This is a genomic window from Pseudoalteromonas sp. PB2-1 (genome assembly GCF_045040605.1).
GTDB lineage: Bacteria > Pseudomonadota > Gammaproteobacteria > Enterobacterales > Alteromonadaceae > Pseudoalteromonas > Pseudoalteromonas arabiensis.
In genome coordinates this window covers 339,422-366,102 of record NZ_CP090667.1, presented here as the reverse complement: position 1 = coordinate 366,102, position 26,681 = coordinate 339,422, and the positions used below count along the sequence as shown (strand labels likewise).

23 protein-coding genes are annotated in these 26,681 nt (G+C 42.1%); 3 read left to right on the top strand and 20 right to left on the bottom strand.

Going from position 1 to position 26,681, the window contains the following annotated elements:
• Positions 1-111: 111 nt before the first annotated feature.
• The 11 genes from nagP to trmJ all read right to left on the bottom strand — a co-directional run bounded on the left by nagP (position 112) and on the right by trmJ (position 12,417).
• Positions 112-1,395: an N-acetylglucosamine MFS transporter NagP gene (gene nagP / locus L0Z67_RS01770; RefSeq protein ID WP_371354326.1), complete on the bottom strand. Its 1,284-nt coding sequence runs from the start codon at positions 1,393-1,395 to the stop codon at positions 112-114.
• A 353-nt stretch (positions 1,396-1,748) separates the two neighbouring features.
• Positions 1,749-4,397: a family 20 glycosylhydrolase gene (locus L0Z67_RS01765; RefSeq protein WP_237114739.1), complete on the bottom strand. Its 2,649-nt coding sequence runs from the start codon at positions 4,395-4,397 to the stop codon at positions 1,749-1,751.
• Between the two features lie 227 nt (positions 4,398-4,624).
• Entirely contained in the window at positions 4,625-6,052 is a 1,428-nt protein-coding gene (locus tag L0Z67_RS01760) for an NAD-dependent succinate-semialdehyde dehydrogenase (protein ID WP_237114738.1), read from the bottom strand.
• A gap of 93 nt (positions 6,053-6,145) precedes the next feature.
• Positions 6,146-6,484 (bottom strand): ISC system 2Fe-2S type ferredoxin, encoded by a 339-nt coding sequence (gene fdx / locus L0Z67_RS01755; RefSeq protein ID WP_062567243.1) that lies wholly within the window; start codon positions 6,482-6,484, stop codon positions 6,146-6,148.
• 11 nt (positions 6,485-6,495) lie between these two features.
• A complete protein-coding gene (gene hscA, locus L0Z67_RS01750) occupies positions 6,496-8,358 on the bottom strand; it encodes a Fe-S protein assembly chaperone HscA (RefSeq protein ID WP_237114737.1) in 1,863 nt (620 codons plus the stop codon).
• 46 nt (positions 8,359-8,404) lie between these two features.
• Positions 8,405-8,932 (bottom strand): co-chaperone HscB, encoded by a 528-nt coding sequence (gene hscB / locus L0Z67_RS01745; protein WP_062567241.1) that lies wholly within the window; start codon positions 8,930-8,932, stop codon positions 8,405-8,407.
• A 78-nt stretch (positions 8,933-9,010) separates the two neighbouring features.
• Positions 9,011-9,334 (bottom strand): iron-sulfur cluster assembly protein IscA, encoded by a 324-nt coding sequence (iscA, locus tag L0Z67_RS01740; RefSeq protein WP_062567240.1) that lies wholly within the window; start codon positions 9,332-9,334, stop codon positions 9,011-9,013.
• A gap of 11 nt (positions 9,335-9,345) precedes the next feature.
• Positions 9,346-9,729: a Fe-S cluster assembly scaffold IscU gene (gene iscU / locus L0Z67_RS01735; protein WP_062567433.1), complete on the bottom strand. Its 384-nt coding sequence runs from the start codon at positions 9,727-9,729 to the stop codon at positions 9,346-9,348.
• Positions 9,730-9,770: 41 nt separating this feature from the next.
• The gene (locus tag L0Z67_RS01730; protein WP_062567239.1) at positions 9,771-10,988 is read right to left on the bottom strand and encodes an IscS subfamily cysteine desulfurase; all 1,218 of its coding nucleotides are present in this window, start codon (positions 10,986-10,988) and stop codon (positions 9,771-9,773) included.
• Positions 10,989-11,010: 22 nt separating this feature from the next.
• A complete protein-coding gene (gene iscR / locus L0Z67_RS01725; protein WP_062567238.1) occupies positions 11,011-11,502 on the bottom strand; it encodes a Fe-S cluster assembly transcriptional regulator IscR in 492 nt (163 codons plus the stop codon).
• A gap of 192 nt (positions 11,503-11,694) precedes the next feature.
• Entirely contained in the window at positions 11,695-12,417 is a 723-nt protein-coding gene (trmJ, locus tag L0Z67_RS01720) for a tRNA (cytosine(32)/uridine(32)-2'-O)-methyltransferase TrmJ (protein ID WP_062567237.1), read from the bottom strand.
• 334 nt (positions 12,418-12,751) lie between these two features.
• Here trmJ and suhB point away from each other — a divergent pair, with 334 nt between their 5' ends.
• Positions 12,752-13,555 (top strand): inositol-1-monophosphatase, encoded by an 804-nt coding sequence (suhB, locus tag L0Z67_RS01715; RefSeq protein WP_062567236.1) that lies wholly within the window; start codon positions 12,752-12,754, stop codon positions 13,553-13,555.
• A 25-nt stretch (positions 13,556-13,580) separates the two neighbouring features.
• Here the strand turns inward: suhB and L0Z67_RS01710 are convergent, their stop codons facing one another.
• From L0Z67_RS01710 to queA, 8 genes are all read right to left on the bottom strand, one after another.
• Complete coding sequence (locus tag L0Z67_RS01710) at positions 13,581-14,411, bottom strand: substrate-binding periplasmic protein (RefSeq protein WP_405128394.1); 831 nt, start codon at positions 14,409-14,411, stop codon at positions 13,581-13,583.
• Between the two features lie 83 nt (positions 14,412-14,494).
• The gene (locus tag L0Z67_RS01705; protein ID WP_193988193.1) at positions 14,495-16,285 is read right to left on the bottom strand and encodes a bifunctional diguanylate cyclase/phosphodiesterase; all 1,791 of its coding nucleotides are present in this window, start codon (positions 16,283-16,285) and stop codon (positions 14,495-14,497) included.
• A gap of 94 nt (positions 16,286-16,379) precedes the next feature.
• A complete protein-coding gene (locus L0Z67_RS01700) occupies positions 16,380-16,898 on the bottom strand; it encodes a hypothetical protein (RefSeq protein ID WP_062567233.1) in 519 nt (172 codons plus the stop codon).
• A gap of 56 nt (positions 16,899-16,954) precedes the next feature.
• Positions 16,955-17,902, bottom strand: a complete 948-nt coding sequence (gene secF, locus L0Z67_RS01695) for a protein translocase subunit SecF (RefSeq protein WP_062567232.1) — start codon at positions 17,900-17,902, stop codon at positions 16,955-16,957.
• An 8-nt stretch (positions 17,903-17,910) separates the two neighbouring features.
• The gene (secD, locus tag L0Z67_RS01690) at positions 17,911-19,770 is read right to left on the bottom strand and encodes a protein translocase subunit SecD (protein WP_193988192.1); all 1,860 of its coding nucleotides are present in this window, start codon (positions 19,768-19,770) and stop codon (positions 17,911-17,913) included.
• A 22-nt stretch (positions 19,771-19,792) separates the two neighbouring features.
• Positions 19,793-20,131 (bottom strand): preprotein translocase subunit YajC, encoded by a 339-nt coding sequence (gene yajC, locus L0Z67_RS01685; RefSeq protein WP_062567230.1) that lies wholly within the window; start codon positions 20,129-20,131, stop codon positions 19,793-19,795.
• 29 nt (positions 20,132-20,160) lie between these two features.
• Positions 20,161-21,288 (bottom strand): tRNA guanosine(34) transglycosylase Tgt, encoded by a 1,128-nt coding sequence (gene tgt / locus L0Z67_RS01680; protein ID WP_237114735.1) that lies wholly within the window; start codon positions 21,286-21,288, stop codon positions 20,161-20,163.
• 253 nt (positions 21,289-21,541) lie between these two features.
• Complete coding sequence (gene queA, locus L0Z67_RS01675; RefSeq protein ID WP_062567228.1) at positions 21,542-22,573, bottom strand: tRNA preQ1(34) S-adenosylmethionine ribosyltransferase-isomerase QueA; 1,032 nt, start codon at positions 22,571-22,573, stop codon at positions 21,542-21,544.
• Positions 22,574-22,787: 214 nt separating this feature from the next.
• On the opposite strand from queA, the gene L0Z67_RS01670 reads away from it, so the two are divergent.
• Complete coding sequence (locus L0Z67_RS01670) at positions 22,788-25,298, top strand: EAL domain-containing protein (RefSeq protein ID WP_237114734.1); 2,511 nt, start codon at positions 22,788-22,790, stop codon at positions 25,296-25,298.
• Between the two features lie 230 nt (positions 25,299-25,528).
• The gene (locus tag L0Z67_RS01665) at positions 25,529-25,732 is read left to right on the top strand and encodes a hypothetical protein (RefSeq protein WP_062567226.1); all 204 of its coding nucleotides are present in this window, start codon (positions 25,529-25,531) and stop codon (positions 25,730-25,732) included.
• Between the two features lie 31 nt (positions 25,733-25,763).
• On the opposite strand, the gene L0Z67_RS01660 is transcribed toward L0Z67_RS01665, so the two are convergent.
• Entirely contained in the window at positions 25,764-26,681 is a 918-nt protein-coding gene (locus tag L0Z67_RS01660) for a hypothetical protein (RefSeq protein ID WP_237114733.1), read from the bottom strand.

The following is a 26,681-nucleotide window of genomic DNA, read 5'->3' as shown; positions in this document are numbered from 1 at the left end:
CAAAAAAATGCCACCTTTCGGTGGCATTACACACGGGATTATTTCTATTTACTAGAAATGCTTTTCACAGCTCAAGGTTAGTATTTGTATAACTTAACCTTAAGCTTATTATTACTTCCAACTTTTCATTTTATGCCCTTTTAAAGCATAGAAAAGGATAAATAAATAACAAGGCAACATCACAATATAGGCTGCCTGTTGGGCGTCAGCACTTTTAACTCCGCCACTTGCCAAACCCCAAAATAACGGGCCAAATGCACCACCGGCTATACCCATCACAAGTAAGCCCGAGCCTACACTCGTTAGTTTGCCTAAACCTGATAATGCTAACGGCCACACTGCTGGCCAAACAATCGCATTAGCAAAGCCTAGCACAGCGATGAGTAATAAGGTATCAGGAAGTACCGATTTTAGGCCTAGTAATGTTGAAATAAAAACAGACTCATTGCTTACTGTAACAATTGCTATTGTAAGCGCACAACCCAAAATCGCAGAAATTGTTAGTGCAACTTGCTGCGACAATATACGTGGAATTAATAAAATTCCTAAAAAGTAACCCAATACCATACACCCCATAGTGTATGAAGTCATAACACTATACTTTTCAACACCTAATGAAAGTGCGAAGCTGCCAATTGTATCGCCAGCAATTACTTCAACAGCTACATAAACGAATAATGCAACAATCCCTAACGCAAGGCTTGGGTGGCTCAGCGCCTCCTTTACTTGCCCTGGTTTTTGCTCATCAGCATCGTCGATTAGCTCTGGTAATGGCATTTTAGTGACGGCAAAACCGAGTACACCAATAAAAATCGCCATTCCTAAATAAGGGAGTATTAAACCATTTGCCATGGCATCGATATCAGCTTGGCTTAATTCTTTACCAACAAACCCCGTAAAATCACTTAAAATCAGCGCGGTAAAAACAATCGGTGCAATAACCCCAGCTCCTTTGTTGAGTATCCCCATGACACTCACGCGTGCTGCCGCGGACTCTTCTGGTCCAATTCTCACTACGTATGGATTAACGGCTGTTTGTAGCAAAGTTTGACCTGCGCCCATAACAAGTTGAGCAAATAAAAAGAGTGCAAACACTTGCGTTTTAGCCGCAGGAATAAACAATAACCCTGCTACCATCATGGTTGCCATTCCCAGCGCCATGCCATTTTTATAGCCCACTTTTCGAATGATCATCGCCGATGGGATCGCTGTAAATGTTACTGCAATATAAAATGAGAAAATTATCAGTGATGCCTGAAACGGTGAAAGCTGTAAAATTTGTTGTAAAAACGGCATTAACGAGCCATTTAACCATGTGGCAAAGCCTAAAATAAAAAACAGTGTCGCAACTATTGCCATTGGCACTAAGCTGCTTTGTTTATTCGTTTCTGACATAACGTTTCCCAATCACAGCATGCATTGGCCCTGCAATGCTGCTCATTTAGATTAATTATATAAAATTGATATTAAATATTTATAACACTATCGCAACAAAAATGACAGCGCTGACATATTTCTTTTAGCTATGAGCTTAACTCACGCAAAGGTACACATTGTGCAACCGTTAAAAACGCGCCATATAATAAGCGCGAATTTATTTCGCGCGAAGGAGCCACACTCTGCAACCGTTAAAAACGCGCCATATAATAGGCGCGAATCTATTTCGCGCGAAGATGCCGCACTCTGCAACCGTTAAAAACGCGCCATATAATAGGCGCGAATTTATTTCGCGCGAAATACCTTAAACATTACTCTCCAACAAAAGTAACGCGACTGGTTTGCTGCTCATTTAAGCGAGTACGCAGAGCTACTTTTGCCTTGCTATCAACCTTTACTGGCTCAGCATAAGACTGCCAGCTTTGGCCGTTATCGAGGCTGTACTCAATGCTCAAATAAGCAAAGGCGCTGTTGGCATACAGCTTACCATTTTCAATCACTCCACCTGGCACAGGCAAGTGTAAATTAATGCCACCTTGAGCTAGTTTTTCAAGCTCTTTTAAGCCAACGGCACTTGAAAACTCCGCCCAATCTTTTGCTTGTTTTTTGCTATCAACGCTTTGCCCTTCCCAATCAGCTTTGTGCCATGCACGCTCTGCAACCGATAAAATACGTGGGAAGATCATCGCTAGCACTTGATCTTCGGTACGGATTGTTTCTGACCAAACTTGACCTTGCATACCTAAAATATTCTCAGGTTTTTCAAGCTTAGGTAACGGGCGACCAACTAACGCCTCTAGATTAACAATTGGCTCGCGAGTGCGTGTGTAATCAGCATTGGCATACACATCATCTGGCATGTAGTTGAACGCTTTTTTGGTGTCGGTGTAACGGGTTGCCCAGTAATAACCACGCTCTTCAGGGTTTGCCTCGTACGGGTGATCAAAATACAAATGCGTACCATGCGATAACACCACTTGGTAACCGGCATTAGCTAAGCGATACGCCCTATCTGCAACCCCCCACTCCCAGATATTATCCCATGTATTAACGGTAAAGGTTTTATTTGGAAACTCATCACGCTTAAACGAGTTTTCACGATCATACATAATGCCATCTTCCCATATACCCGGAGAGATGCCACGTTTCTCAAGTAAGGTCGCAACACGCTGAGTAAAATAGGGTTTTAAATCTGCAGGGCCTGCAACACCATTATTAGGATCAGCAAACAGCGCCTGACAAATCGGCGAGCCAATCCACGAACCGGCCCCGACTTCATCACCACCTATGTGTAGATTTTTTAGCTGCACACCTGCTTCGCGGTACATCTGCTGTAGTTCATAGGTCACTTTATCTAAGAATGCGTAGGTTGAGTCCATACATACATTCATCGAGTTATCTTTGTAGTTTTGAACTGTCATGTACACAGAGGTGTCTTTAGGATCGGTCAATAAATATTGTGTTGCAGGGCCAATATCTACATTTTGAATTTCCTTATTAGCTGACTGTGACTTGATGTTATTTTTAGCTGTTTTTTCTGCTTCTTCAAGCAGGTTATGGTATCGCGCTTCCATCGCTTTAATTGAGGCACGCGCATGACCAGGCCCTTCAACTTCTGGGATAATTTGAATATGGCGATCTTTGGCAAATTTTAATAGCTCAACAAATTCATCACGTTTTAAGTAGCCATTACCTGAGCCTGATTTAAATGGCCCTGTACCAAGCTGCGTTAATAAACACTCGCGCTCTTCTAAATCAAAACAGCGATAACCGCCAACGTCTGTGAGTTCAGGTAAGCCTGGGATTTCAAGACGCCAACCTTCATCTTCAGAAAAGTGCCAATGTAGCTTATTCATTTTATAGCGAGCCATTTGCTCAACAAGTTTGAATATGGCTTCTTTGCCATGATAGTTACGACCGTTATCGTAATGCATGCCACGCCAGCCATAACGCGGAGCATCTTCTAATTCAAGCTGTGGTAAATTTGCAGAGTCTTTGCTGCCTGCTGGAATTAGGTTTAATACACTTTGCATCGCATAAAATACACCGGCATTATCACTGCCCACGATATTAATGACATCATCGTCAATTTCCAGTGTATAACTTTCTGCTTTACCTGTGTTTAAAGCAGGGTCAACGTTTAGGCGAATGATTTTTTCTTTGCCAAGGTTTATATGGTCAGGTTGAGCTTTTAAACTAATTCCATAGTCATCTTGCAGGTCTTGCATGAATACCATGACTTCATGTTTAAGCTGACCTTGGTAACTAATTTGCCAATCACTGTTAAGTGTTGTTGTGCCGCGGTTAAAATCAACTTTTTGCGGTTTTGGAATAATTCGTTTTAAAGCATCGTCTTTATTTACTTCGACTTTATCTTTTTGGTTTCTTTCAAAACGCACTTTTGCCGTTGCCAAAACGGATAAATCTCTTGGTTCGTTGTAACGGTATAGTTGGTTATCACGAGTGAATGGCGTAACAAACTCTTTAAAGTCCTCAGTGTCTGTATTTGCAAAGATGGCTGGCTTACTCTTACCTGCCACAAAAAATGCACGCGGCATAAAATCACTGTATGCAACAATCCATACTTGCGCATCGAAAGGAATATCTAAACTTTCGCCTGCTGCTAACCCTTTAAATGAGCTGGTTGGTACAAGACGATGTAAGTCACCATTTACATGTTCAACATTGAGGCCTGCGACATGCTCTGTTGAAATTTTACGAACCGAATGGATATAAAGTTGCCAATCACTTTCGCCTGCAGGTAACGCAACATCAGAGCGGTTGTTAAGGGTGATTTTTCCTAAAAAGCCCGCGTCTCTGTTACGAAAGTTATCTTCAACTGAAAACAGTAACTCGGTATCTTTAGCAAACTGATTTACCTGCGACTGTGTGAGTGCCGCGTTTGCCATTATAGGTGCTGCCATTATCATTGCAGCGAGTGCAGACTTTTTAAAACCCATTACTTTCTCCTCGTTTATGCCCTGAGTTTACGGTATTTTTTCCGTATTACTTGTCATTTTTGTTTATTATTCATACCTATCATATAAAAACTAAAATGACAGCGCTATCATTTTATCGGAAATAAACGGGAAGATGTCGGCGTGAAACTGGTTTGGCACAGAAATTTAAACGCGCCATGCAAGCAAGACGCCTACCGGTGTAGGCGTGAAATTTATTTCGCGTGAGATTAGACCTTAATGCAAAGATACTTTTCTTCAAGGTACTCATTTAATCCTTGATGACCACCTTCACGGCCAAGACCAGATTGCTTTACACCACCAAATGGCGCAACAGGGTTTGAGATGAGTCCTTCATTAATACCAATCATGCCGTATTCAAGTGCTTCGCTTACGCGATAAACTTGCTTGATATTTTCACTGTAAAAATACGCAGCTAAACCATACGGCACATCGTTAGCAAGCTGCAAGACTTCTTGTTCATCATCAAAAGCAATTATGCTTACTACAGGACCAAACACTTCATCATGGTAGATATCCATCTGTGGTGTCACACCAGTTAAAATCAATGGCGCTTGAAAGCTACCTTCAAGTTCGCTGTTATCACCAATTAATGACGCCCCTTTATCTACTGCATCTTGCACAAGTGTTTGCACTTTCTCTTTTGCTTTAGGATAAATTAATGGGCCAATATCCACCCCGTCATCCAAGCCATTGCCTACCTTTAACTCAGCCACTTTGTCTGTGAGTTTTTCAAGCACCGTCTCTAGCACTGAACGCTGAACAAAAATTCGGTTTGCTGCCACACAGGTTTGCCCTGCGTTTCTGAATTTAGCCCCCATAAGGCCAGCAACAGCTTCATCTAAATCGGCATTTTCAAAAATAATAAACGGTGCATTACCACCAAGTTCCATCGATGTTTGCTTTATTGTTGATGCGCACTGTGAAAGTAACTGCTTACCTACAGCGGTTGAACCTGTAAATGTGAACTTACGTACACGCTCAGATTCAGTCATGATTTCGCCAACCATTTTTGCATTCTCTGAGACCACTACATTTAACGCCCCTTTTACAAACCCTGCTTTATCTGCAAGGTAAGCCAAAGCAATTGCACATAAAGGGGTATGCTCAGAAGGCTTAATAACAAAACTACAACCCGCTGCATATGCAGGGGCAACCTTACGGGTGATCATGGCGATTGGGAAGTTCCACGGTGTAATACCAGCAACAACACCGATTGGCTGCTTTATGGTTGATAGACGATGTTGGCTGTCTGTAGCAGGAATCGTGTCGCCGTAACTACGCTTGGCTTCTTCGCTAAACCATTTAATAAAGCCCGCACCGTACTCCACTTCACCCAATGCTTCTTTTAAAGGTTTGCCTTGCTCTTTGGTCATCAGCTCAGCAAGTTGCTGTTTGTGCTCAATAACCAACTCATACCAGCGACGCAACGTTTCACTACGCTCAGTTGCCGTTGTTTGTTTTAGCTTGCTAAATGCCTCGTCAGCACTTTTAATGGCCAGCTCAACGCCAGCTTCATCAATATCAGACACATCAGTAATTGCTTGTCCGGTTGCAGGGTTATCTACACTAAAGCGCTGGCTCGTAGAATAAAAGTCACCATCGATAAACGAATCAGAAAAAACTAAATCAGACATAAAACCTCCTAGTAAAGCGGACCGCAAAAACAAAAAACCGCTGTAGAGACCAAGCAACTACAGCGGTTTTTAGGTATTCAAAGCCGTTAAGAATTAATGCTCTTCATTAACGATATTGAGATTATACTTTGGAATTTCAACTACCAGATCTTCATCTTTAATAATTGCTTGGCAACCAAGACGAGACTCAGGCTCAAGACCCCATGCTTTATCCAACATGTCATCTTCTAGCTCATCACTTTCATCTAAAGAGTCAAAGCCTTCACGGATAATTAAGTGGCATGTTGTACACGCGCATGACTTTTCACAGGCATGCGGAATACTAATACCATTTTTAAGCGCAACATCTAATACGGTTTCGCCTGTAGGAGCTTCAATAGCAGCGCCTTCTGGGCATAACTCTTCGTGTGGAAGAAAAATAATTTGTGGCATACCTTACCTCGTTAAACTTCGTCTACTGACTGCCCTTGCAGCGCTTTTTTGATTGATGCATCCATTCTACGCGCAGCGAACTCGCTACTTGCATTGTCGACAGCTTCAATTGCTGCTTTAATTTCTGCCGGTGTTGTTGCGCTTTCGCGTACCGCAACAAGTTTAGCAATTTCTGCTTTTAACGCAGCTAATTCTTGTTCATCAAGTAATGCACTGTCAGTTGCGAGTGATGCTTCTAGTGCTTCAACAACGCGTAACGCTTCAACTTGTTGCTCTTTAAGCATACGCGCTTGCATGTCGTCTTTGGCATTACTCATTGAATCTTTTAGCATGTTCGCAACTTGGTCATCCGATAAACCAAATGATGGTTTTACTTGGATTTCAGCTTGCACACCGGTTGATTTTTCCATTGCCGATACGCTTAACAAGCCATCTGCATCAACTTTAAAGGTTACGCGAATATGCGCAGCACCTGCGGCCATGGCCGGAATACCTTTTAAGCTGAATTTTGCCAGCGAGCGGCAATCATCAACTAGCTCACGTTCACCTTGTAGTACATGCAGCGACATCGCCGTTTGACCATCTTTAAAGGTGGTAAACTCTTGTGCACGTGCAACAGGAATAGTGGTATTACGTGGAATGATTTTCTCAACCAAGCCACCCATGGTCTCAAGACCCAATGACAGTGGTAATACGTCTAATAGCAGCATGTCTGAATCTGGTTTATTGCCAACCAGTACATCTGCTTGTAATGCTGCGCCGAGTGCAACGACGCGATCAGGGTCAATTGAAGTCAGTGGCTCTTTATCAAAAAATGCCGCAACTTGAGAGCGTACAATTGGCATACGTGTCGAGCCGCCAACCATTACCACTTGCAGTACTTCTTCGTTTTCGATACCCGCATCTTTTACCGCACGGCGACAAGAACGCAGTGTTTTCTTCACAAGACCAAGTGCTAGTTCATCAAAGGTTTCGCGGGTTACTTCAACTTTGTGGCTTTGACCATCAAATTCTAAGCCTACATTGACAGTTTGGTATTGGCTTAGCGCTTCTTTACAGGCTTTTGCTTTATTAATAAATAAACGCAGTACCGATGCAGAAAGCTCGCTCACACCGGTTTGTTTTTTGAAGTAATCCACTAACAGTGAGTCAAAATCATCACCACCTAGGCTTGAGTCACCGCCTGTAGCAAGGACTTCGAACACACCTTGGTGCAGGCGTAAAATAGAAATATCAAACGTACCGCCACCTAAATCGTATACGGCGATAATGCCTTCTTGGCCTGAATCAAGGCCATAAGCAACTGCCGCCGCTGTTGGCTCGTTTAGTAAACGTAATACGTTGATGCCAGCAAGCTCAGCGGCATCCTTGGTGCTTTGTCGCTGTGCATCATCAAAATACGCTGGTACAGTAATAACCGCACCTAAAATATCTTGCCCTGCAAAACTATCTTCTGCACGCAGTTTCAAGGCTTTTAAAATTTCACTCGATGCAGTTACTGGGCTAATTGCACCCGCAACGGTGCTGATTGCTAACGAGCCATCATGCTCACAAAATTGATACGGCAGTTGACCATAACTTTTTTCGATTTCAGCCTGCGTTTTACCTAAGAAACGCTTCACTGAGATCAAAGTATTAGCAGGGTCTTGAGTGGCAGCTGCCGCCGCTCGTTCACCCACCACGATGCTATCTGCTTGGTATTGCACAACCGATGGAAGCATCGCATTGCCTGCTAAATCAGTCAGTGTACGGGCTTCGCCGCTTTGCACTGTTGCAACTAACGAGTTAGTCGTACCAAGGTCAATACCGACTGCTAATTTGTGCTCATGTGGTGCCGCGCTCTGCCCCGGCTCAGCAATTTGCAATAATGCCATAATGCTCTTTTTAAACTCTTAAATAGCTGCTTTATACAACTAATAATTAATCATCAAATAAACTGTCTTCAATGCGCTCAAGTTCATCTCGCAATTTATAAACGAACTTTAATTTACGAATATTATCCGCAGCTGCTTGCCATTGTTGTTCATCATTACTGGCTAATTGCTCAGCAAGTTCGCGACTATATTGCTTGTCTAACTGTTTAATTTGCGTTTCAAACTGCGCGATGGCTGCATCAGGATCTGCGGCATTTTCAAGCTCTTCGAGTTCTTCGCGAAGTTCCATTTGCTGCATTAAGAAATGTGGGTCTTGTAAGGTTTGCTGTTCAGCACGAATATCCACACCTAGCTCACTCAACATGTACTCTGCGCGCTTCACGGGGTGTTTTAAGGTTTGTAACGCATCATTGATTTCAGCCGCATTTTGCACAGCAAGTAACTTATCGCGGCTGCTTGAACTGGCATGGCGATCAGGGTGAACTGCGCGTTGCAGCTCAAGGTAGTGTTTATTTATCGTCGCTAAATCAATATTGTAATCAACTGGAATTGCAAATAATTCAAAGTAACGCATTACATTATCCAACTAGGTGAACAGGAAATAACAAAGCCCTACATAGGCAGGGCTTCAAGCGAGGAAAATTTTTTGAGCTTAAACCGTGAAGCTTTCGCCACATCCACACTCATCAGCTTGATTCGGATTATTAAACTTAAACCCTTCATTCAAACCTTCTTTGGTGTAATCAAGCTCAGTGCCATCAATGTACACTAAGCTTTTCGCATCAACGATTACTTTTACACCACGGCTTTCAAAAATTTCGTCGCCTTCTGCTAAGTCGTCAACAAACTCAAGAACATAAGCAAGACCTGAACAGCCCGTCGTTTTAATGCCAACGCGTAGGCCAATGCCTTTGCCGCGATTTGCTAAAAATGATTCTACGCGGTTTGCTGCCGCATCTGTCAATGTCACTGCCATGAAATTATCTCTTACTTCGCTTGTTTGCTTTTGTAGTCAGCAATTGCTGCTTGAATTGCGTCTTCCGCTAAAATAGAACAGTGAATTTTCACTGGCGGTAACTCAAGCTCAGCACTGATATCAGTGTTTTTGATTGTTGCCGCTTCGTCTAAGGTTTTGCCTTTTACCCACTCAGTTACAAGTGAAGAAGAAGCGATTGCACTACCACAACCATATGTTTTAAATTTTGCATCTTCAATAACACCTTCTGGTGATACCTTGATTTGCAATTTCATTACGTCACCACACGCTGGTGCACCCACCATGCCTGTTGCAACTGACGGATCGTTTTTGTCTAATACACCCACGTTACGTGGATTTTCAACATGATCGATTACTTTATCACTATAAGCCATAATACTATCCTCACTACCTGCTAGCGGCGGTTCATCACTAATTAGTGATGCGCCCACTCAACTGAATCTAAATCAATACCTTCTTGATGCATTTCCCATAGAGGAGACATCTCACGTAAACGGCCGATCGAGTTTTTGATTAGTTCAACGGTGTAATCAATCTCTTCTTCAGTCGTAAAGCGGCCAATGCTGAAACGAATTGAGCTGTGTGCTAACTCGTCATTACGGCCTAATGCACGTAGTACATAAGAAGGCTCTAAGCTTGCTGAGGTACAGGCTGAACCTGATGAAACAGCAATGTCTTTAACAGCCATTAATAACGACTCACCCTCAACAAAGTTGAAGCTGATGTTTACAATACCTGGCACTGACTGGCTTGGTTCACCATTAAAGTAAACTTCGTCCATATCAGCCATGATGCCATCAATCAAACGCTTACGTAGTGCGCTGATGTGTGCATGATCTTTTTCGAAATCTTCTTTCGCGATTCTAAATGCCGCACCCATACCTACTAACTGGTGAGTAGCCAGTGTACCTGAACGCATACCACGCTCATGACCACCACCGTGCATTTGTGCTTCTAAACGAGCACGTGGCTTACGGCGAACGTAAAGTGCGCCAACCCCCTTCGGACCATATACTTTGTGGCCAGAGAACGACATAAAATCTACTTTTAACTGTTGCACGTCGATAAGTACTTTACCTGCGCTTTGTGCAGCATCTACGTGGAACATAATTTTGCGCTCACGGCACATTTCGCCGATTGTCGCGATATCTTGGATAACACCTAGCTCGTTATTTACGTGCATGACACTTACAAGCACTGTGTCATCACGCATTGTTTCTTCCAGCTTTTTAAGGTCTAGAAGGCCGTTTTCTTCAACGTCCATATAGGTTACTTCAAACCCTTGACGCTCAAGTTCACGACATGTATCGATAACAGCTTTATGTTCTGTTTTAACCGTAATAACGTGCTTACCTTTCTTTTTGTAGAATTGCGCCGCACCTTTAATAGCTAGGTTATTTGATTCTGTTGCGCCAGAGGTAAACACGATTTCGCGTGGATCAGCATTAATTAGATCAGCAATATCTGTACGCGCTTGATCAACCGCTTCTTCAGCTTGCCAACCAAAACGGTGTGAGCGTGATGCAGGGTTACCAAAATTACCGTCCATAGTCAGGCATTGCATCATTTCTTTTGCCACACGTTCATCAACAGGCGTGGTTGCTGCGTAATCTAAATAAATCGGTAACTTCATTTCTCTCTCCGCTTTCGTCAAGCTACAGTTGACAGCTTACTTGAATGTTTTCCAGTTGCTTAATTGCATTATTGATGCTGTTATCTTGGCGAGATGCGACTTCTTTTACGTCTGATTTCTCAACCAATTCAGCAAGGGTAATACTATTTAAAAAATCTTCGATACGTGCGCTCAAATCAGACCACAGAGTATGAGTCAAGCAGCGCATGCCGCTTTGGCAGCCACCCGTTGCACCATGGCAGCGAGTTGCATCAACAGATTCATCAACAGCATTAATAACATCACCAACAGAAATTTTATCTGCGTCACGCCCTAATAAATATCCGCCACCGGGGCCACGCACTGAACTCACTAAGCCATTTTTTCTAAGTCTGGCAAATAGCTGTTCTAAATATGATAAGGAAATCTCTTGTCGTTCTGATATATCGGCCAGGGGCACTGCACCCACATTTGTATGGAGTGCAACATCCAACATGGCGGTTACTGCGTATCTGCCTTTTGATGTTAACTTCATGGAGCCCCCGATATTACTGCACGCTAAGGTGTGCAAATTTTAATTACCAGACCAAAATAGTCAAGTATTATCATCTGATAAAATAGATGTTCATCATTGATAAAACCGAATACCCGACAAAATTAGTCAAGTACTAGGTGTTATTGTAATTACCTGAGTAATTTAGTCAAGTATTATACTTATAACCAGTGATTATTTTATAGACTTATTAATTGAGGTAAGAATACCGCGCAGAATATTCATTTCGGCTTCTTCAGGACGTGCGCGATTAAATAAACGACGTAATTTGGTCATCACTAAACCTGGGTGTTGTTTAATGATAAAGCCAGTGTCATTCAATGTTTGTTCTAGATGCTCGTAAAACAACTCAGTTTGTTTAGCACTTGGGTAGGTTGCTTCATCTTCTTCTTGCGCTTTTGGTTGTGTATTCAAGTAAGCCATGCGTGTTTCATAGCATAGCGTTTGTACAGCCATCGCTAGGTTGAGTGAGCTATATTCAGGGTTTGCAGGAATACATACATGGTAATTACATTGCTGTAACTCTTCATTAGTTAGACCACTATTCTCACGACCAAACACAAGTGCAACTGGGCCATTTTCAGCCTCTGCCACGAGCTTTTCACCGCATTCACGCGGCTCTACCATAGGCCATGATAACGTACGCGAACGCGCGCTAGTACCAATTGTTAGAGAGCAATCAGCAATGGCATCGGCAAGGGTATCAACAACCACCGCTTTGCCGAGCACATCGGTTGCACCCGCTGCAAGCGCACTGGCATGACTATCAATTTCACAAGCAGGATCAACAAGGTATAAATTTGATAAACCCATCGTTTTCATCGCTCGTGCTGCTGAGCCAATATTACCAGAATGAGATGTGTTAACTAATACGATACGAATATCATCAAGTGTCATTGCGTTGTTACTTACTGAATGTCAAAAATTGCGCGAATTCTAGCACGAAAGCAATTCTAGAGGCTATATAGATCGTGCAGTCAATCATAATTGATCGTAGATCATGTTTGCGATTTATCACGTTTATTGGTGATAAGTCGGGATGAATTAGAGCACGAAACTGCGCTAAAAGTTTTTCGCTGTTAAAATTTATAAGGTCGAAATTTAATTTAAAATCAGCTCAGTACAAAAAACAACCAAAACTATTTCTGCTTTGTTGTTTACTTTGCAGTAAAAACCGCTAGAATACGCCGGCTTAAATATATTCGTTCTTTTACAACCCAAAGGTAATGCTATGCATCCAATGTTAAACATTGCGGTTCGCGCTGCGCGTAACGCAGGCAAAATTTTACTTCGTGCAAGCGAAGATTTATCAAAAGTTGATGTACAACAAAAAGGCACTAACGACTTAGTGACTAACATCGATAAAGAAGCTGAAGCCGCAATTCGTGACACTATTTTAAAATCTTACCCAGATCACAGTATCGTAGGTGAAGAACTTGGTGAGCACAAAGGTAAAGATGCAGATTACCAATGGATTGTAGACCCACTTGATGGCACAACAAACTTCATCAAGGGTATTCCTCATTTCGCAGTATCAATTGCACTTAAAGTTAAAGGTCGTTTAGACCAAGCCGTGATCTATGACCCTATTCGTGGTGAATTATTCACTGCATCACGTGGTCAAGGCGCACAGCTTAACAGCAAGCGTTTACGCGTAACTAAAACTAACGAGTTAGCAGGTTCTATCCTTGCAACAGGCTTCCCATTCAAGCAAAAGCATCACTTAGACGCATACTCAGAAGCGTTTAAAGCACTTTTCGTACACACTGCAGATATTCGCCGCGCAGGCTCTGCTGCATTAGATATGGCTTATGTTGCTGCGGGTCGTGTTGATGGTTTCTTTGAAATTGGCCTTAAGCCATGGGACACAGCAGCGGGCGAGCTTTTAGTAAAAGAAGCTGGCGGTATGGTTGTTGATTTCGCAGGGGGTATTAACTACAACCAAAGCGGCAACATCATCTGCGGTGCACCTAAGTTAACACAAGCGATCATTCGTGAAATTCGTCCTGTATTAACTGAGTCACTACTTCGCTAACAGCGGTTGTAATCTAAAAAAGGAGCTAAGGCTCCTTTTTTTGTGGCCGAAAGTACTCATTTTCCAATGCAATTTCAAGCGTATTACCTTCTTTGAATGGCAAGCTCGCTAAACCTTCAGCAAAGTATCGATTAAACATTTCATCAAACTCTCCCGATGCTTGCATCGTTTGCAATCCTTTCAACAACGCTTTCGCTAACGCTGGCTTACGATGACTGACAAAGAAATAAAATGCAGTTGGGTAACTAATATACACATCGGGAACAATCACTAACCGCTCGTCATTTATCTGCTCAAGCTCAGACATAACTTCTATAAAAGAGCGAGGAAAATAGTCAACGCGCCCTGCAATAACTAAGCTAAACATGGCTTGATAATTAGCTAATGGCCTAACCGATAGACCATTTTGAGCTAAAATTTTTGTATCAGGCCAGTCATGCCCCTGTATAGCAGTGAACTGGGCGAGGTCACGCTTATTTTTAAGCTGGGTAAAACGAGGTAAAAATGACCGTTTTGTCAGTAATACCCGCTTACCAATATACCCTTTGAATAAAGGGACTGGCACGGCAATGGCTAATTGCTCACGCTCTGGGCTGGTCATACTCCAGTAGATATCAGCTTGATTAGCATCAAGCCTTAGCAAGGTTCGTTGTTGATGGGGGTGAACCAACACTTTGTTTATCTTAACAGGGAATTGAGCAGCCTCTAAGGCTTTAAGTAACAGCTCATTAAGGTAATCATCACGTTTATACAGAGGACGTTGTTCAACTGCTAGATTAACAACGGTATCGGCATACACATTTAGGCTGCACATTAGTGTGATTAATACAAAGGCTACGGCTGTTAATTGCTTCATTATTATTTTTATCATTGTGTTTTTTTTAAGCTACACCTAGCCTTTAAGTGGTACAAGTAAAATTAGTCCAACTTAAAATTAATTCATAATCCGATACGCGCTGTGTCATCACTTGCACAGCTAAGCCTGACCACCGCGGGGGCAGGACGACTGCGTTTACAGACAAACAAATGACTCGTTTGATAACGTTTAGCTTCTTTTTTAGCATCAGTCGCCAATGCAGCAACTTGATGGCTATTGATACAAAGCTCTAAATCGGGCTTCACAAGGCCTATCGATAATGTAAGCAATGGCACAAACTGCTTTTTACCTTCTCTATTGCTGGCCCAATAACCGCCTTGCTCAATATGCTCTGGGGTAAAAAAGGCACGCGATTTTTGCTCAAATAAAGCTATAATGTTGTGGCAAACGGTGTGTGCATCCTCTTTATCAAACACCACCATAAAGTCATCCCCCCCTATGTGGCCAACAAACCCTTTACTGAGACTAGATGCGTCAACAATAACCTCTGCTAATAATTTGATAACACTGTCACCGCTTGCATAACCGTATAAATCATTAAATTGTTTAAAATGGTTTAGATCGACATAGGCGAGTGAAAATGGGTATTTATTGCGAAGTCTCAACTCAATCGCTTCGTTAATAGCGACATTACCTGGCAGCATAGTCAATGGGTTTGCATGTTGAGCATGGCGTATTTTTTCTTCTGTAATATGCTTTAAAATATTACGCAATGGCGCTAAACCAAGATATTGCTGTTCACGGGTAATGACAATATGCCGGCGAATATCAAATTCAAACTCGGTAATTTGCTGACTTACCGTATCCAGTAACTCATTTTCGTCAACGACCAGAGGTTGCTTGTCCATCAAGGATGTCACCGGTTGTTTATCATAAAGTGCATGCCCATAAGGTGCGGCGAACACTTCTGTTAGTTGGTCTCGGTGTAGTAATCCAACGGGAATATTGTGCTGAAGAACAGCAAGACTTGTAAGCGATTTATCTTGCTCAAAAAGGCTATGCGCATCTTTGCAGCGTGTGGTTGTTTCGATACTGGCATATTCCACAGCTAACCAGCCAATAGCCATCGATTGCTCAAAACTACTCGGATTATCAGATGACTCTAAATGTGCTAAGCACTGAATATTAATTTGATAGCTGGGCTGTAAGCTTGGTCTTTCCAGTAAAAACCCTTGTGCATGTTGAATCCCTAACCCCTCAAGCAAGCGTAACTCCTCTGCCCGCTCAATTCCCTCAGCAATAACTTGCGTGTTTGTTGCTTTGGCAAGCACAATAATTGATTTTAGAAACTCTTTTTTCACCACACTCTGGTCGCAGTGATCAATAAAGTAGCGATCTATTTTTACAAAGTCAGGACACAATTCAGACCATTGCTTTAAACCTGAATAGCCTGCCCCTAAATCATCAATAGCAATGGAAAAACCGAGTTCACGATAATGGCCAATAGTCTTTAATAATAAAAAGCCATCTTCCACTTTTTCTTGCTCAGTGACTTCTATAACAACACGATTCGCCGCCAAACCAAAATGTTCAACAAGATGTAATGTTTCTCCTTTAGGATGGCACGGGTCGAGTAGAGTCTTTGGGCTTACGTTTAAAAAGAGCTTACCTTGTAAGTTTAACTTAACGAAGTTTTCTATCGCCTTACTTCGACACAAGAGCTCTAACTCTGAAATTTTATTGCATGCAATTGCTTCGCGAAACAAGGCGCTAGGCATTTCTAATTCTGAGCCTTTTGGACCACGGCTAAGGGCTTCATAACCCAAGATATGCTGATTAGAAATATCAAAGATAGGCTGAAATAAGGTTTTTATTTCACTGTTATCTAAAATTCGCTGTAGTGGTTCGCTCACCTTTCACCTAGCGTCTGTTTTAAAAGTAGGCAATTAAAGTAGCAATTCTGTATGACAATTTTATGGCAACTTAACTTATCACCATGATGATTATTCAATTTAGTTGTTTAATACGCGCAATACTATCAATCATTTTTAACTTAGCTTGATGGTAGTCTTGTTCAGTTATTGCAGCCTGCTCTGCGATAGCAAAAACGGCTAAAGCGTTAAGCAGTAACTGTTGCGTATGGTAACAACGAGGCTCTGTAAAATCGGGTAACGCAGGGGCGTGCTTCATCGGCGTCGACTGTACCGCCTTTGTCGCTTTCATCTTAGACACATAATCAGCCATTGCTAGCAAACTAGCTTCACATTCTGGTAGCTGTGTTTTCATTGCTAAAAATAGCGACTCAGATGAGTTTATCAAGCTATCGATAGCTTCTTTAACCGTTAATTGATCCGACTCAGCTTGTAGGCTAGTTAACACCCTCCACACTAAGCCTTCATAGGCTATTAGTGGTTGTTGTAAAGTTGCCTCTTGTGATTGTTGAGCTGCTGTTGATTGCTGCTCTTGTTGGTCTTTACAGGCACTCAATAAGTAGATAATACATAGACTCATTAAGAGATGTTTCATAAATTTGTTCCAATAAAAAACCGCCCAACAGGGCGGTTCTTGTCAAGCTAGGCTTATTAAGGCATAGGATCGAGATCCGCACCTTCTTTTTCAATTACTTCTGGAATTAGGTCTTCTTTGCTGACACCCATTGCAATCGCTACTGCTGAAGCAACGTATACAGAAGAGTAAGTACCGATGAACACACCAAATAGTAATGCTGTCGCAAAACCGTGAATCGTTTGACCACCCCATACGAACAACGCAATCAATACTAAGATCGTGGTGATTGATGTAACTAAGGTACGGTTTAGGGTTTGCGTTAATGAAATATCGATAATTTCAATCGTGTCATCAACACGTACTTTACGGAAGTTTTCGCGGATACGGTCAGATACAACGATGGTGTCGTTGAGTGAGTAACCAATTACCGCCAAAATGGCCGCAAGAATCGTTAAGTCAAACTCAAGACCAAGCACTGAGAACAAGCCCAACGTGATAATAACGTCGTGTAAAAGCGCAGATACCGCACCTACCGCAAAGCGCCATTCAAATCGAAACGCAACGTAAATCAAGATACAAATAAGCGCAGTTAACATGGCAAGGCCACCCTGCTCTTTTAAGTCTTCGCCTACGCTTGGACCAACAAACTCGATACGGCGCATTTCAACGCTTGAATCTGTTTGCTTTAACGCCGTAATGATTTGATTACCAATCACCTCTGCTTTTACGCCATCCCCTTGTGGTGCAAGACGTACTAAAATCTCTTTACTTGAGCCAAACAGCTGTACTGAGAAGTCTTCAAAGCCACTTTCAGTAATGGCTTCACGCACTTTTTTCAGATCGGCAGGCTGTGCAAAGCCCACTTCAACCGCTGTACCGCCAGTGAAGTCGAGACCGAAGTTCAAGCCTTTAGTAAAAAACGATACGAAAGAAGCCAAGATCAACAAAGTTGATACTGTCATGGCAAACTTACGTAACTTCATAAACGGTAGTGTTTTACCACCTAGTTTTAAAATTTGCATGCTGACTCCTAAATCGACAACTTATCAATACGCTTACCACCAATGAATAAGTTGATGACCGCACGGGTACCAACAATGGCTGTAAACATAGAGGTGATAATACCAATCGCAAGTGTGACTGCAAAACCAGCAATCGGGCCGGTACCCACTGCAAACAGGATCACGGCGGCGATAAGCGTTGTGATATTAGCATCGAAAATGGTGCTAAATGCGCTGTCGTAACCAAAATGAACGGCTTGTTGCGGGCTACGGCCATCAGCAAGTTCTTCACGAATACGTTCAAATATCAGTACGTTAGCATCAACGGCCATACCGACTGTCAGTACAATACCAGCAATACCCGGTAGCGTTAACGCTGCACCTGGAATTAATGACATAACACCCACAATTAGCACTAAGTTAGCACCTAGGGCAATATTAGCGACCATGCCAAAGCCTTTGTAGTAAGCAAGCATAAACACAAGTACAAACGCAAAGCCAAGTGCAACCGCAGTCATACCCGCTTCGATATTCTCTTGACCTAAGCTTGGACCTACTGTGCGCTCTTCAACGATTTGAATTGGCGCAACTAATGCACCGGCACGAAGTAATAAGCTTAAGTTATGCGCTTCAGCAGGGTTATCGATACCAGTAATACGGAATGAACGGTCAAGGCGGGCTTGAATCGTTGCCACGTTAATGACTTCTTCCACTTTAATTGGTGGCAGTGCTTTACCGTTTTCGTCTGTTTTACCTGATGGCTTGTATTCAATGAATACCGTTGCCATGCGTTTACCGATAGCACGCTTAGTGAAGGCATTCATTTTAGCGCCGCCTTTACTATCTAAGCTAATGCTTACTTGAGGACGCTGATATTCATCCATACCTGATTGCGCGCCAGTAATGTGACTACCTTCAAGGATGATGCGTTTTTTCAGCACCACAGGATAACCTTCACGTGCCATAATCACTTCTGTGCCAGGCGGTACACGACCTTGCATAGCGGCACTTGCATCTGCATTTTCGTCTACTTCACGGAATTCTAGTGTTGCTGTTGCACCCAGAATTTCTTTTGCACGGGCAGTATCTTGAACCCCAGGAAGTTGCACGATAATACGCTCAGCACCTTGGCGCTGTACGTTAGGCTCTGCAACACCGATTTGGTTAATACGATTACGAATGATTGTTTCGTTTTGCTTGATAGCGTAGTCACGAATTTCTTTAAGCTTTTGTTCGCTCATGCTCACGTAAAAAGCATTATCACTGCTGCTATCATCAATATAAACATTCAGTGGGTAACGGGTTGATAAGAAACGCTCTGCCGCATCTTTATCTTCTTCGTTACGCATTTCAACCCGGACACGATCGCTATTTGCTACGCGGCGAATGGTGCGATAACGTAGTTTTTCTTCTCGTAAGTCACTTTTAAAATCTTGTTCCATTTGCTCAAGCTGAGTATCAACCGCCGTCGCCATGTCGATTTCCATAGTAAAGTGAACACCACCGCTTAAATCTAGGCCTAGCTTCATTGGGTTACCGCCCAATGCTTTTAACCACTCAGGTTGAGCTGGTGCCATATTGATTGCAGAGATGTAATCTTCACTAAGGGAATCACGCAGTAGGTCTTGCGCTTTTAGTTGCTCTTCAACATTCTTAAAACGAACCAGGATCTGTCCGTCTTCAAGTTTGCTTGATTTAACAGTAACGTTATGTTCTTTGAGGGTCGCATTTACTTTATCGAGTACGCTGAGGTCAGCATCAGTACCTTTAGTGCCTGATACTTGTATGGCCGGATCACGGCCATACAAGTTAGGTGAGGCATATAAAATACCAACGACTAACACAACAAGAACAAGTAAATACTTCCATAATGGAAACTTGTTTAACACGTGTGAGTCCTTATTTTTATTGTTATAGCGACTTCATAGTGCCTTTTGGCAGTACTGAAGAAACAGCTGATTTTTGTACTGTTACTTCAGCTTGATCGTTTAATGAAATCACGATGAAGTCTTTATCATCAGCGATTTTAGTAATCTTACCCACTAAACCACCTTGCGTGAGTACTTCGTCGCCTTTCGCCATTGCGCTCATTAGTGCTTTATGCTCTTTTACACGCTTAGCTTGTGGACGGTAGATTAAGAAATAAAATACCAAACCAAAAATACCTAGCATGATTAGCATTTCCATGCCTCCACCTGCTGGTGCTGCACCTGCCGCACTTGCGTGGGCGTTTGAGATGAATAAACTCATTTCTCTTCCTCTTTAATTTTTCTAAAAATTTAATCTGATGTATCTGCAAGCTCTGGCACTTCTTGGCCGCGGCGTGCATAAAAATCTGCAACAAATTCGTCTAGTTTGCCATTACTGATGGCATTACGTAAGCCTTCCATCACGCGCTGATAATAACGTAAGTTATGAATCGTGTTTAGTCGTGCGCCTAAGATTTCATTACATTTATCAAGATGATGCAAGTATGCACGTGAATAGTTTTTACATGTATGACAATCACACTCAGGATCCAATGGACCGGTGTCTGTTTTATGTACTGCATTACGGATTTTAACAATGCCGCCAGTAACGAATAAGTGGCCGTTACGGGCATTACGCGTAGGCATTACACAATCAAACATGTCGATACCACGGCGAACCGCTTCAACTAAGTCTTCTGGTTTACCAACACCCATTAAGTAACGAGGCTTGTCTTCTGGCATTTTGTAAGCACAGTGATCAAGAATATTGATCATCTCGTTTTTCGGCTCACCGACCGATAAACCACCTAATGCATAACCATCAAAGCCGATTTCTTCTAGGCCTTTTTGTGATTGTGCACGAAGCTCTGGGTACATACCACCTTGGATAATACCAAATAGCGCAGCAGGGTTATCACCATGACCTTCTTTTGAGCGTTTAGCCCAACGAAGTGATAACTCCATCGAATCTTTTGCTTCTTTTTCAGTGGCAGGGAATGGCGTACATTCGTCAAAAATCATCACGATGTCAGAGCCTAAATCGCGCTGAACTTGCATCGCTTTTTCTGGCGAAAGCATGATTTTTTCACCATTCACAGGTGAGCTAAACATCACGCCTTCTTCGGTGATTTTGCGCATTGCGCCTAAGCTGAATACTTGGAAACCGCCTGAGTCAGTTAGGATTGGGCGATCCCAATTCATAAAATCGTGTAAATCACCGTGTTGCTTAATGATTTCTGTGCCTGGGCGTAGCATTAAATGAAAGGTGTTACCTAGGCAGATTTGTGCGCCGGTCTCTTTCACTTCGTCAGGTGTCATACCTTTCACAGTGCCGTAAGTACCTACCGGCATAAATGCGGGTGTTTCTACTACACCACGCTCAAAAATCAAGCGGCCGCGGCGCGCTTTACCGTCAGTGCGGTCTAATTCAAATTTCATATTATCCTCAGTGTCGGAAAAACAGTCCAACAAGCTATAATTTAACCGCTCGATTCTACCCTGTTTGCGGGTTTATTACTATTAATTGGGCTAAATTCGAAAATAAAAAGCCCGCTAGCTAAACTCTTCCCACGATGCAGAATTCAGCGCTTTGCAGAGGCTTCATATCAACACATAACTTAGTAAGAATGGTTAAAAAATAAAAACCCAGTGAAATGCTGGGCTTTTTACGGGGTGATAAGATGACTAACGCTTATTTACGCGTTAAAAACATCGCATCGCCATAGCTAAAGAAGCGATACTGCTCCTTAATAGCCGTATGGTAAGCACCCATAATGTTATCTTGCCCTGCAAAGGCACTCACTAACATAATCAAGGTTGATTCAGGTAAGTGGAAATTTGTCACCATAGCATCAACTACATTGAACTGATAACCAGGGTAGATAAAGATATCGGTATCACCAAAGTAAGTATCTAGTTTGCCGCCATGTACTTTAGCAGCAGATTCTAACGAGCGTACTGAGGTAGTACCTACGGCAATGACGCGACCGCCTTTTGCTTTGGTTTCTGCTACTGCTTTAACCACCTCATCAGGTACTTCGATGTATTCTGAGTGCATTACATGTTCATCAACCGAATCAACACGCACAGGTTGAAATGTCCCTGCACCAACATGCAAAGTAACAAATGCCATATTAATGCCCTTATCTTTTAAGGCCGCCATTAACTTATCATCAAAATGCAGGCCCGCAGTTGGCGCGGCTACGGCACCAGGCTTTTCACCGTAAACGGTTTGGTAGCGTTCACGGTCTGCTTCGTTATCAGGGCGGTCAATGTAGGGGGGTAATGGCATATGACCAATATCGTTTAAGATATCTAACACATTTCCATCTTTGGCAAATTCAAGTTCAAATAGCTCACCATGACGGGCAACCATGGTTGCCTCTGCTTTGCCTTCGAGAATAATTTTAGAACCTGGCTTTGGCGATTTACTCGCACGTACATGAGCCAGTACACGGTGCTCGTCGAGTACACGCTCAACCAACACTTCAAGCTTACCACCTGACTCTTTTTGCCCAAACATACGCGCAGGGATCACTTTGGTGTTATTGAAAACCAATAAGTCATTTTCATTAACAAGCGATAAAATATCGCTAAATACTTTATGCTCTACTTGGCCTGATGGGCCATCAAGAGTGAGTAAACGACTGCTTGTACGGTCCGCTTTCGGAAAACGAGCAATTAATTCATCTGGAAGGTCAAAGCTAAAGTCGGCCACGCGCATAGAGTGTATCTCTTATAAATAAAAACGCGCCAAGTTTACTCTGATACGCTCACTACCTCAAGCAAAGCCAAGTGCATATTGACCTAGGGTAAAAGTCGTGCAATTTTAACAGGCTTATTAGCCATTTTAGGTAAAGTTTGCTTGTAGATTAGACAAAATGTCATTATTCTAACTTATTCATTAAACATGGGTTAAGTTAAGAGGTAGTAGCGCCATGGCAAAGCAGTTAAAACTGCTAATTTTAAACGCTAGCGTTGCAGAACGTGAGACAATTAAGTCAACACTCAATAAACTTAACGTCTTTTCGTTTATTGAAGTAAGCGACTCTCAAGACGCGTTAAAAATCCTCAAAACTCACCCTGTAGATATTATAATTACAGGTCTTGAAGTCGGAAAAATAGACGGTTGGCGCTTCTCTCGCATGATCCGCTCTGGGCTATTAAAAACACCGAAAAACACCCCCATTTTACTTACGCCGCCGATTTATTGTGAGCGTATTGCAGAGACTACAGCTCGCAGCTACGGTATTGATGCTGTATTACCATTTGAACGCCAAGATATGCTGCCACAAGTGTTAGCGAATGTGCTTTCAACTCATTTAGAAAAAAGCAGTCGGCTAAACTTATTACTTCTCGAAACTGATAATAGCAAAGCACATAGCATTACTGAGCAACTTAAGTTGAGCTTTGCAGTGACGCATACAACGTCGACAAAAACAGCACTTGCTACTTATTTACAGCAAAAGTTTGCAATCGTGTTGATTGATGCAACTCAGTCTCAGTCTGATCCTGCTGGCACGTTAATTAGTGAAATTTTGCAGCATAATCCAAAACAGGCGATTGTCACCATCATTGATAACAATGATGCAGATTACGCGGAGCAGTTGTTACTTTCTGGCGTTACTGATTTTATTCGTGCGCCTTATGATCAGTCTTTATTGAGTAAAGTGTGCGACCACGCCGCCCGTCGTGAAGACTTTATGGTGAGTTATGCTGAGTTTGCTCAAAAAGTGGAGCAGTTAAGTCAAAGCCAAAGCCGCTATAAAGAACTGTTTTCAGCTCACCAGCGTATTTTGCTTCACCTTAATACTGTGGTACTTGAATTTGACCAACAAGGGCATATTCGTTTTATAAACCCTGCATGGGAAAGTCTGACTGGCTACGGTATAAAATCGAGCTTAGCGAAGTCGCTTGCAGATTTTTGTCTGCCTCAATGCCAACACAAATTACAAGATACCGTACAAAGCATCTTACATGGCGGTGCGCAACAGCAACAAGTTGAAATACAGCTGAAGCATAAAAATGGCAATGCTATTTGGGTCGAATGTCGTATGCAACTGATTAAAAATAGCCGCAACTCAGCCACGATTACGGCAACGATAGACAATATTCATGAACGCAAACAAGCTGAGTTACAATTACGCCACTTAGCCCTTCACGATACCTTAACTGAGCTGCATAACCGTTACTACTTTGACCAGCAATTACAACGTATTTGCCAAGCTAAATATACCAGTAACGATGCTGAACATGCACTGATATACATCGACCTAGATCACTTTAAAATTATCAATGACAGTAAAGGTCATCAGCAAGGTGATATTGTCCTAAAAGAAGTGGCCCAGTTATTTACAGCCAATATTAGCGAAGAGCACTTAGTCTGTCGTATTGGTGGTGATGAATTTGCAGTCATTTTAAAAAATACGACCCTGCTCGATGCTCACTTAGTCGCAGAAAGCATTTGTATGGCAATTGAAAAACATCAATTTCACTCTGAAGGACAAGTTTACTCAATTAGCTGTTCAATTGGTCTGACGCAGATTACCGCACAAAACAACGACCCAAGCGAATGTCTTAAACAGGCTGATATTGCGCTTTACGTAGCAAAAAGCCTAGGCCGAAATTTAGTCCATTGCTACTCAAAAGAAGACAGTAGCCACAATAATCTGCAAGCTGGTTTAGAGTGGGGACATAGTATTCGCCAAGCGCTACAGCATGATTCAATTGAACTTCATTATCAGCCAATATGGGATTTTAAACGCAACCATGTTGCCTATTTTGAAACTTTATTACGCTTAAAACTTAATGATGAACTGGTTTACCCTAATCAATTTATTCCTGCATTAGAGCTACTTAATGACACTTATTTGATGGATCAGTGCGTCATTAAAAATGCAATTAAAAGTGTTGCCGAGTACCCTGAGCTGAATCAGATCGCTATTAACTTATCGGCGCAATCATTTTTAGATGAGCGCTTATTACCGCATATCGAATCAAGCTTAGAAGAATACAACGTTGAGCCTACGCGTATTATTTTTGAGATCACAGAATCAGCCAGTATTAATAATTTAGCCGCAACCAGAGCAATGATAGAGCGTCTCAATAGTTTAGGTTGCCATTTCTCTATCGATGATTTTGGTACAGGTTTTAGTACGTTTAACTACCTTAAACAACTACCCGCACAGCATGTGAAAATTGATGGATCATTTGTACGTGACATGCTCAACGACCCCATTGATTTAGCGTTAGTGAAAGCAATTAATGATATTAGCCGCTCCCTAGATAAGCGCTCAGTTGCAGAATATGTTGAAAATAAAGAAATATTTTTAGCACTAAAAGAAATAGGCATCGATTACGGGCAAGGTTACTTTATTGCCCGTCCAGTGCCTGTTGAAAAAATTACTAGTGAGCTTGAAAGAATATCTACGGATAAACTTTTTAGCTAACAATTAGCTAGCAAACGCGCACCTAGAATTGATACATTTTTAAACAATTTTATTGGTTTTTTAACTTTCATCCTGATAATACTCATCTATAATTAATTCACACCAACACAAAATGTCACGCTTTTATGGTGATACAACCAAAAAAACATGACATTAATTATTAGATCACACATACTGAAAATAACTTAACATCGTTAAGTTCATGTATTATCGGTATAAAGGAGAAAGTAATGACACAATTAATCGTTTTGTTGCTGATCATTAACCTAGGGATAGCTTATCAATGTTACCGTAATGCAACTTTTAAGGGGTACCCAGTTAAAGTATTCACAAGCTTAGGGCTAGTGCCCTACTTTAATCTGGTTGTATGGGTTTACTTACTCTTCTTACCTAACTTAAAACCTTTTACAATGGATGAAAAGCAGCCACTATAGGCTGCTTTTTGTTGAGAACGTTTTCACCATTTCAAAACTCATACTGGGTTGCGCGATTAAGTAAAGCATCTGCTTTAATATCACCTACCACACATTTTTTAATGTCTGATTTTTTAAACACTTTAATTTGCTCGCCCTTGTGCTCGCTCATGCCACGAATGATAAAACTAACATGCTCATCATTCGGCAGCGTTCTTAATCCACTACCGTAATCACATAAAGTCAATGACAAGCTTTTATCCACCCGCTGTGTAAGCTCTGCCAACTGCTGCTTTTGCTCTGTAATACGTGCTTGTTTTTTTTCCGCTAACTCTTTACGCATTGCTTGTTGCTGTAAAGACAACTTTTGCTGTTGTTTTTCAAGCTCCTTAATTGATGCTTGCAGCTCTTTTTTACGTTTTTCAAGCTCTTGTTCTTTTGCATCTTTATCGTGGCGGCGATCAAATTCAAGGTCACGCTTTTCACGCTCAAGATCACGAATTTCTCGACTAACATCACGCTCTTGCTCTGCGACTTCGCGCACACGCTCTGCACTTTCACGCATCATCTCCATCGCGTGTTGATAGGCTTCTTGCGTTTTTACAACAACGGCATCGCTAATAACTTGTACATGTTCACCTAATACTTCAATTTCGCTGATCTCTTCAAAGTCAATATCAGGCAATGGTGGAAGTGGTGCATCGGGCACGGATGCGAATACACTTGACCAGCGAGAATGGCTTCGCACGTCAAAGCTAAATACCACACCTTGATGCTGTAAATAACTTGCTGAGACATTTCTAACTTTGTTATCTGTATCCTGCTTTAAAGCCGCTGTTAGGATTTTTTCCATGATCCCGACTTCACGCTGAATTCTGTCTAATTCCTCTGTACTTTGGGCAGACACAGGGTTAACTGCTGCTATACCACATAACAATAGCACTGCACTGGTTATCATGTTCTTTGACAT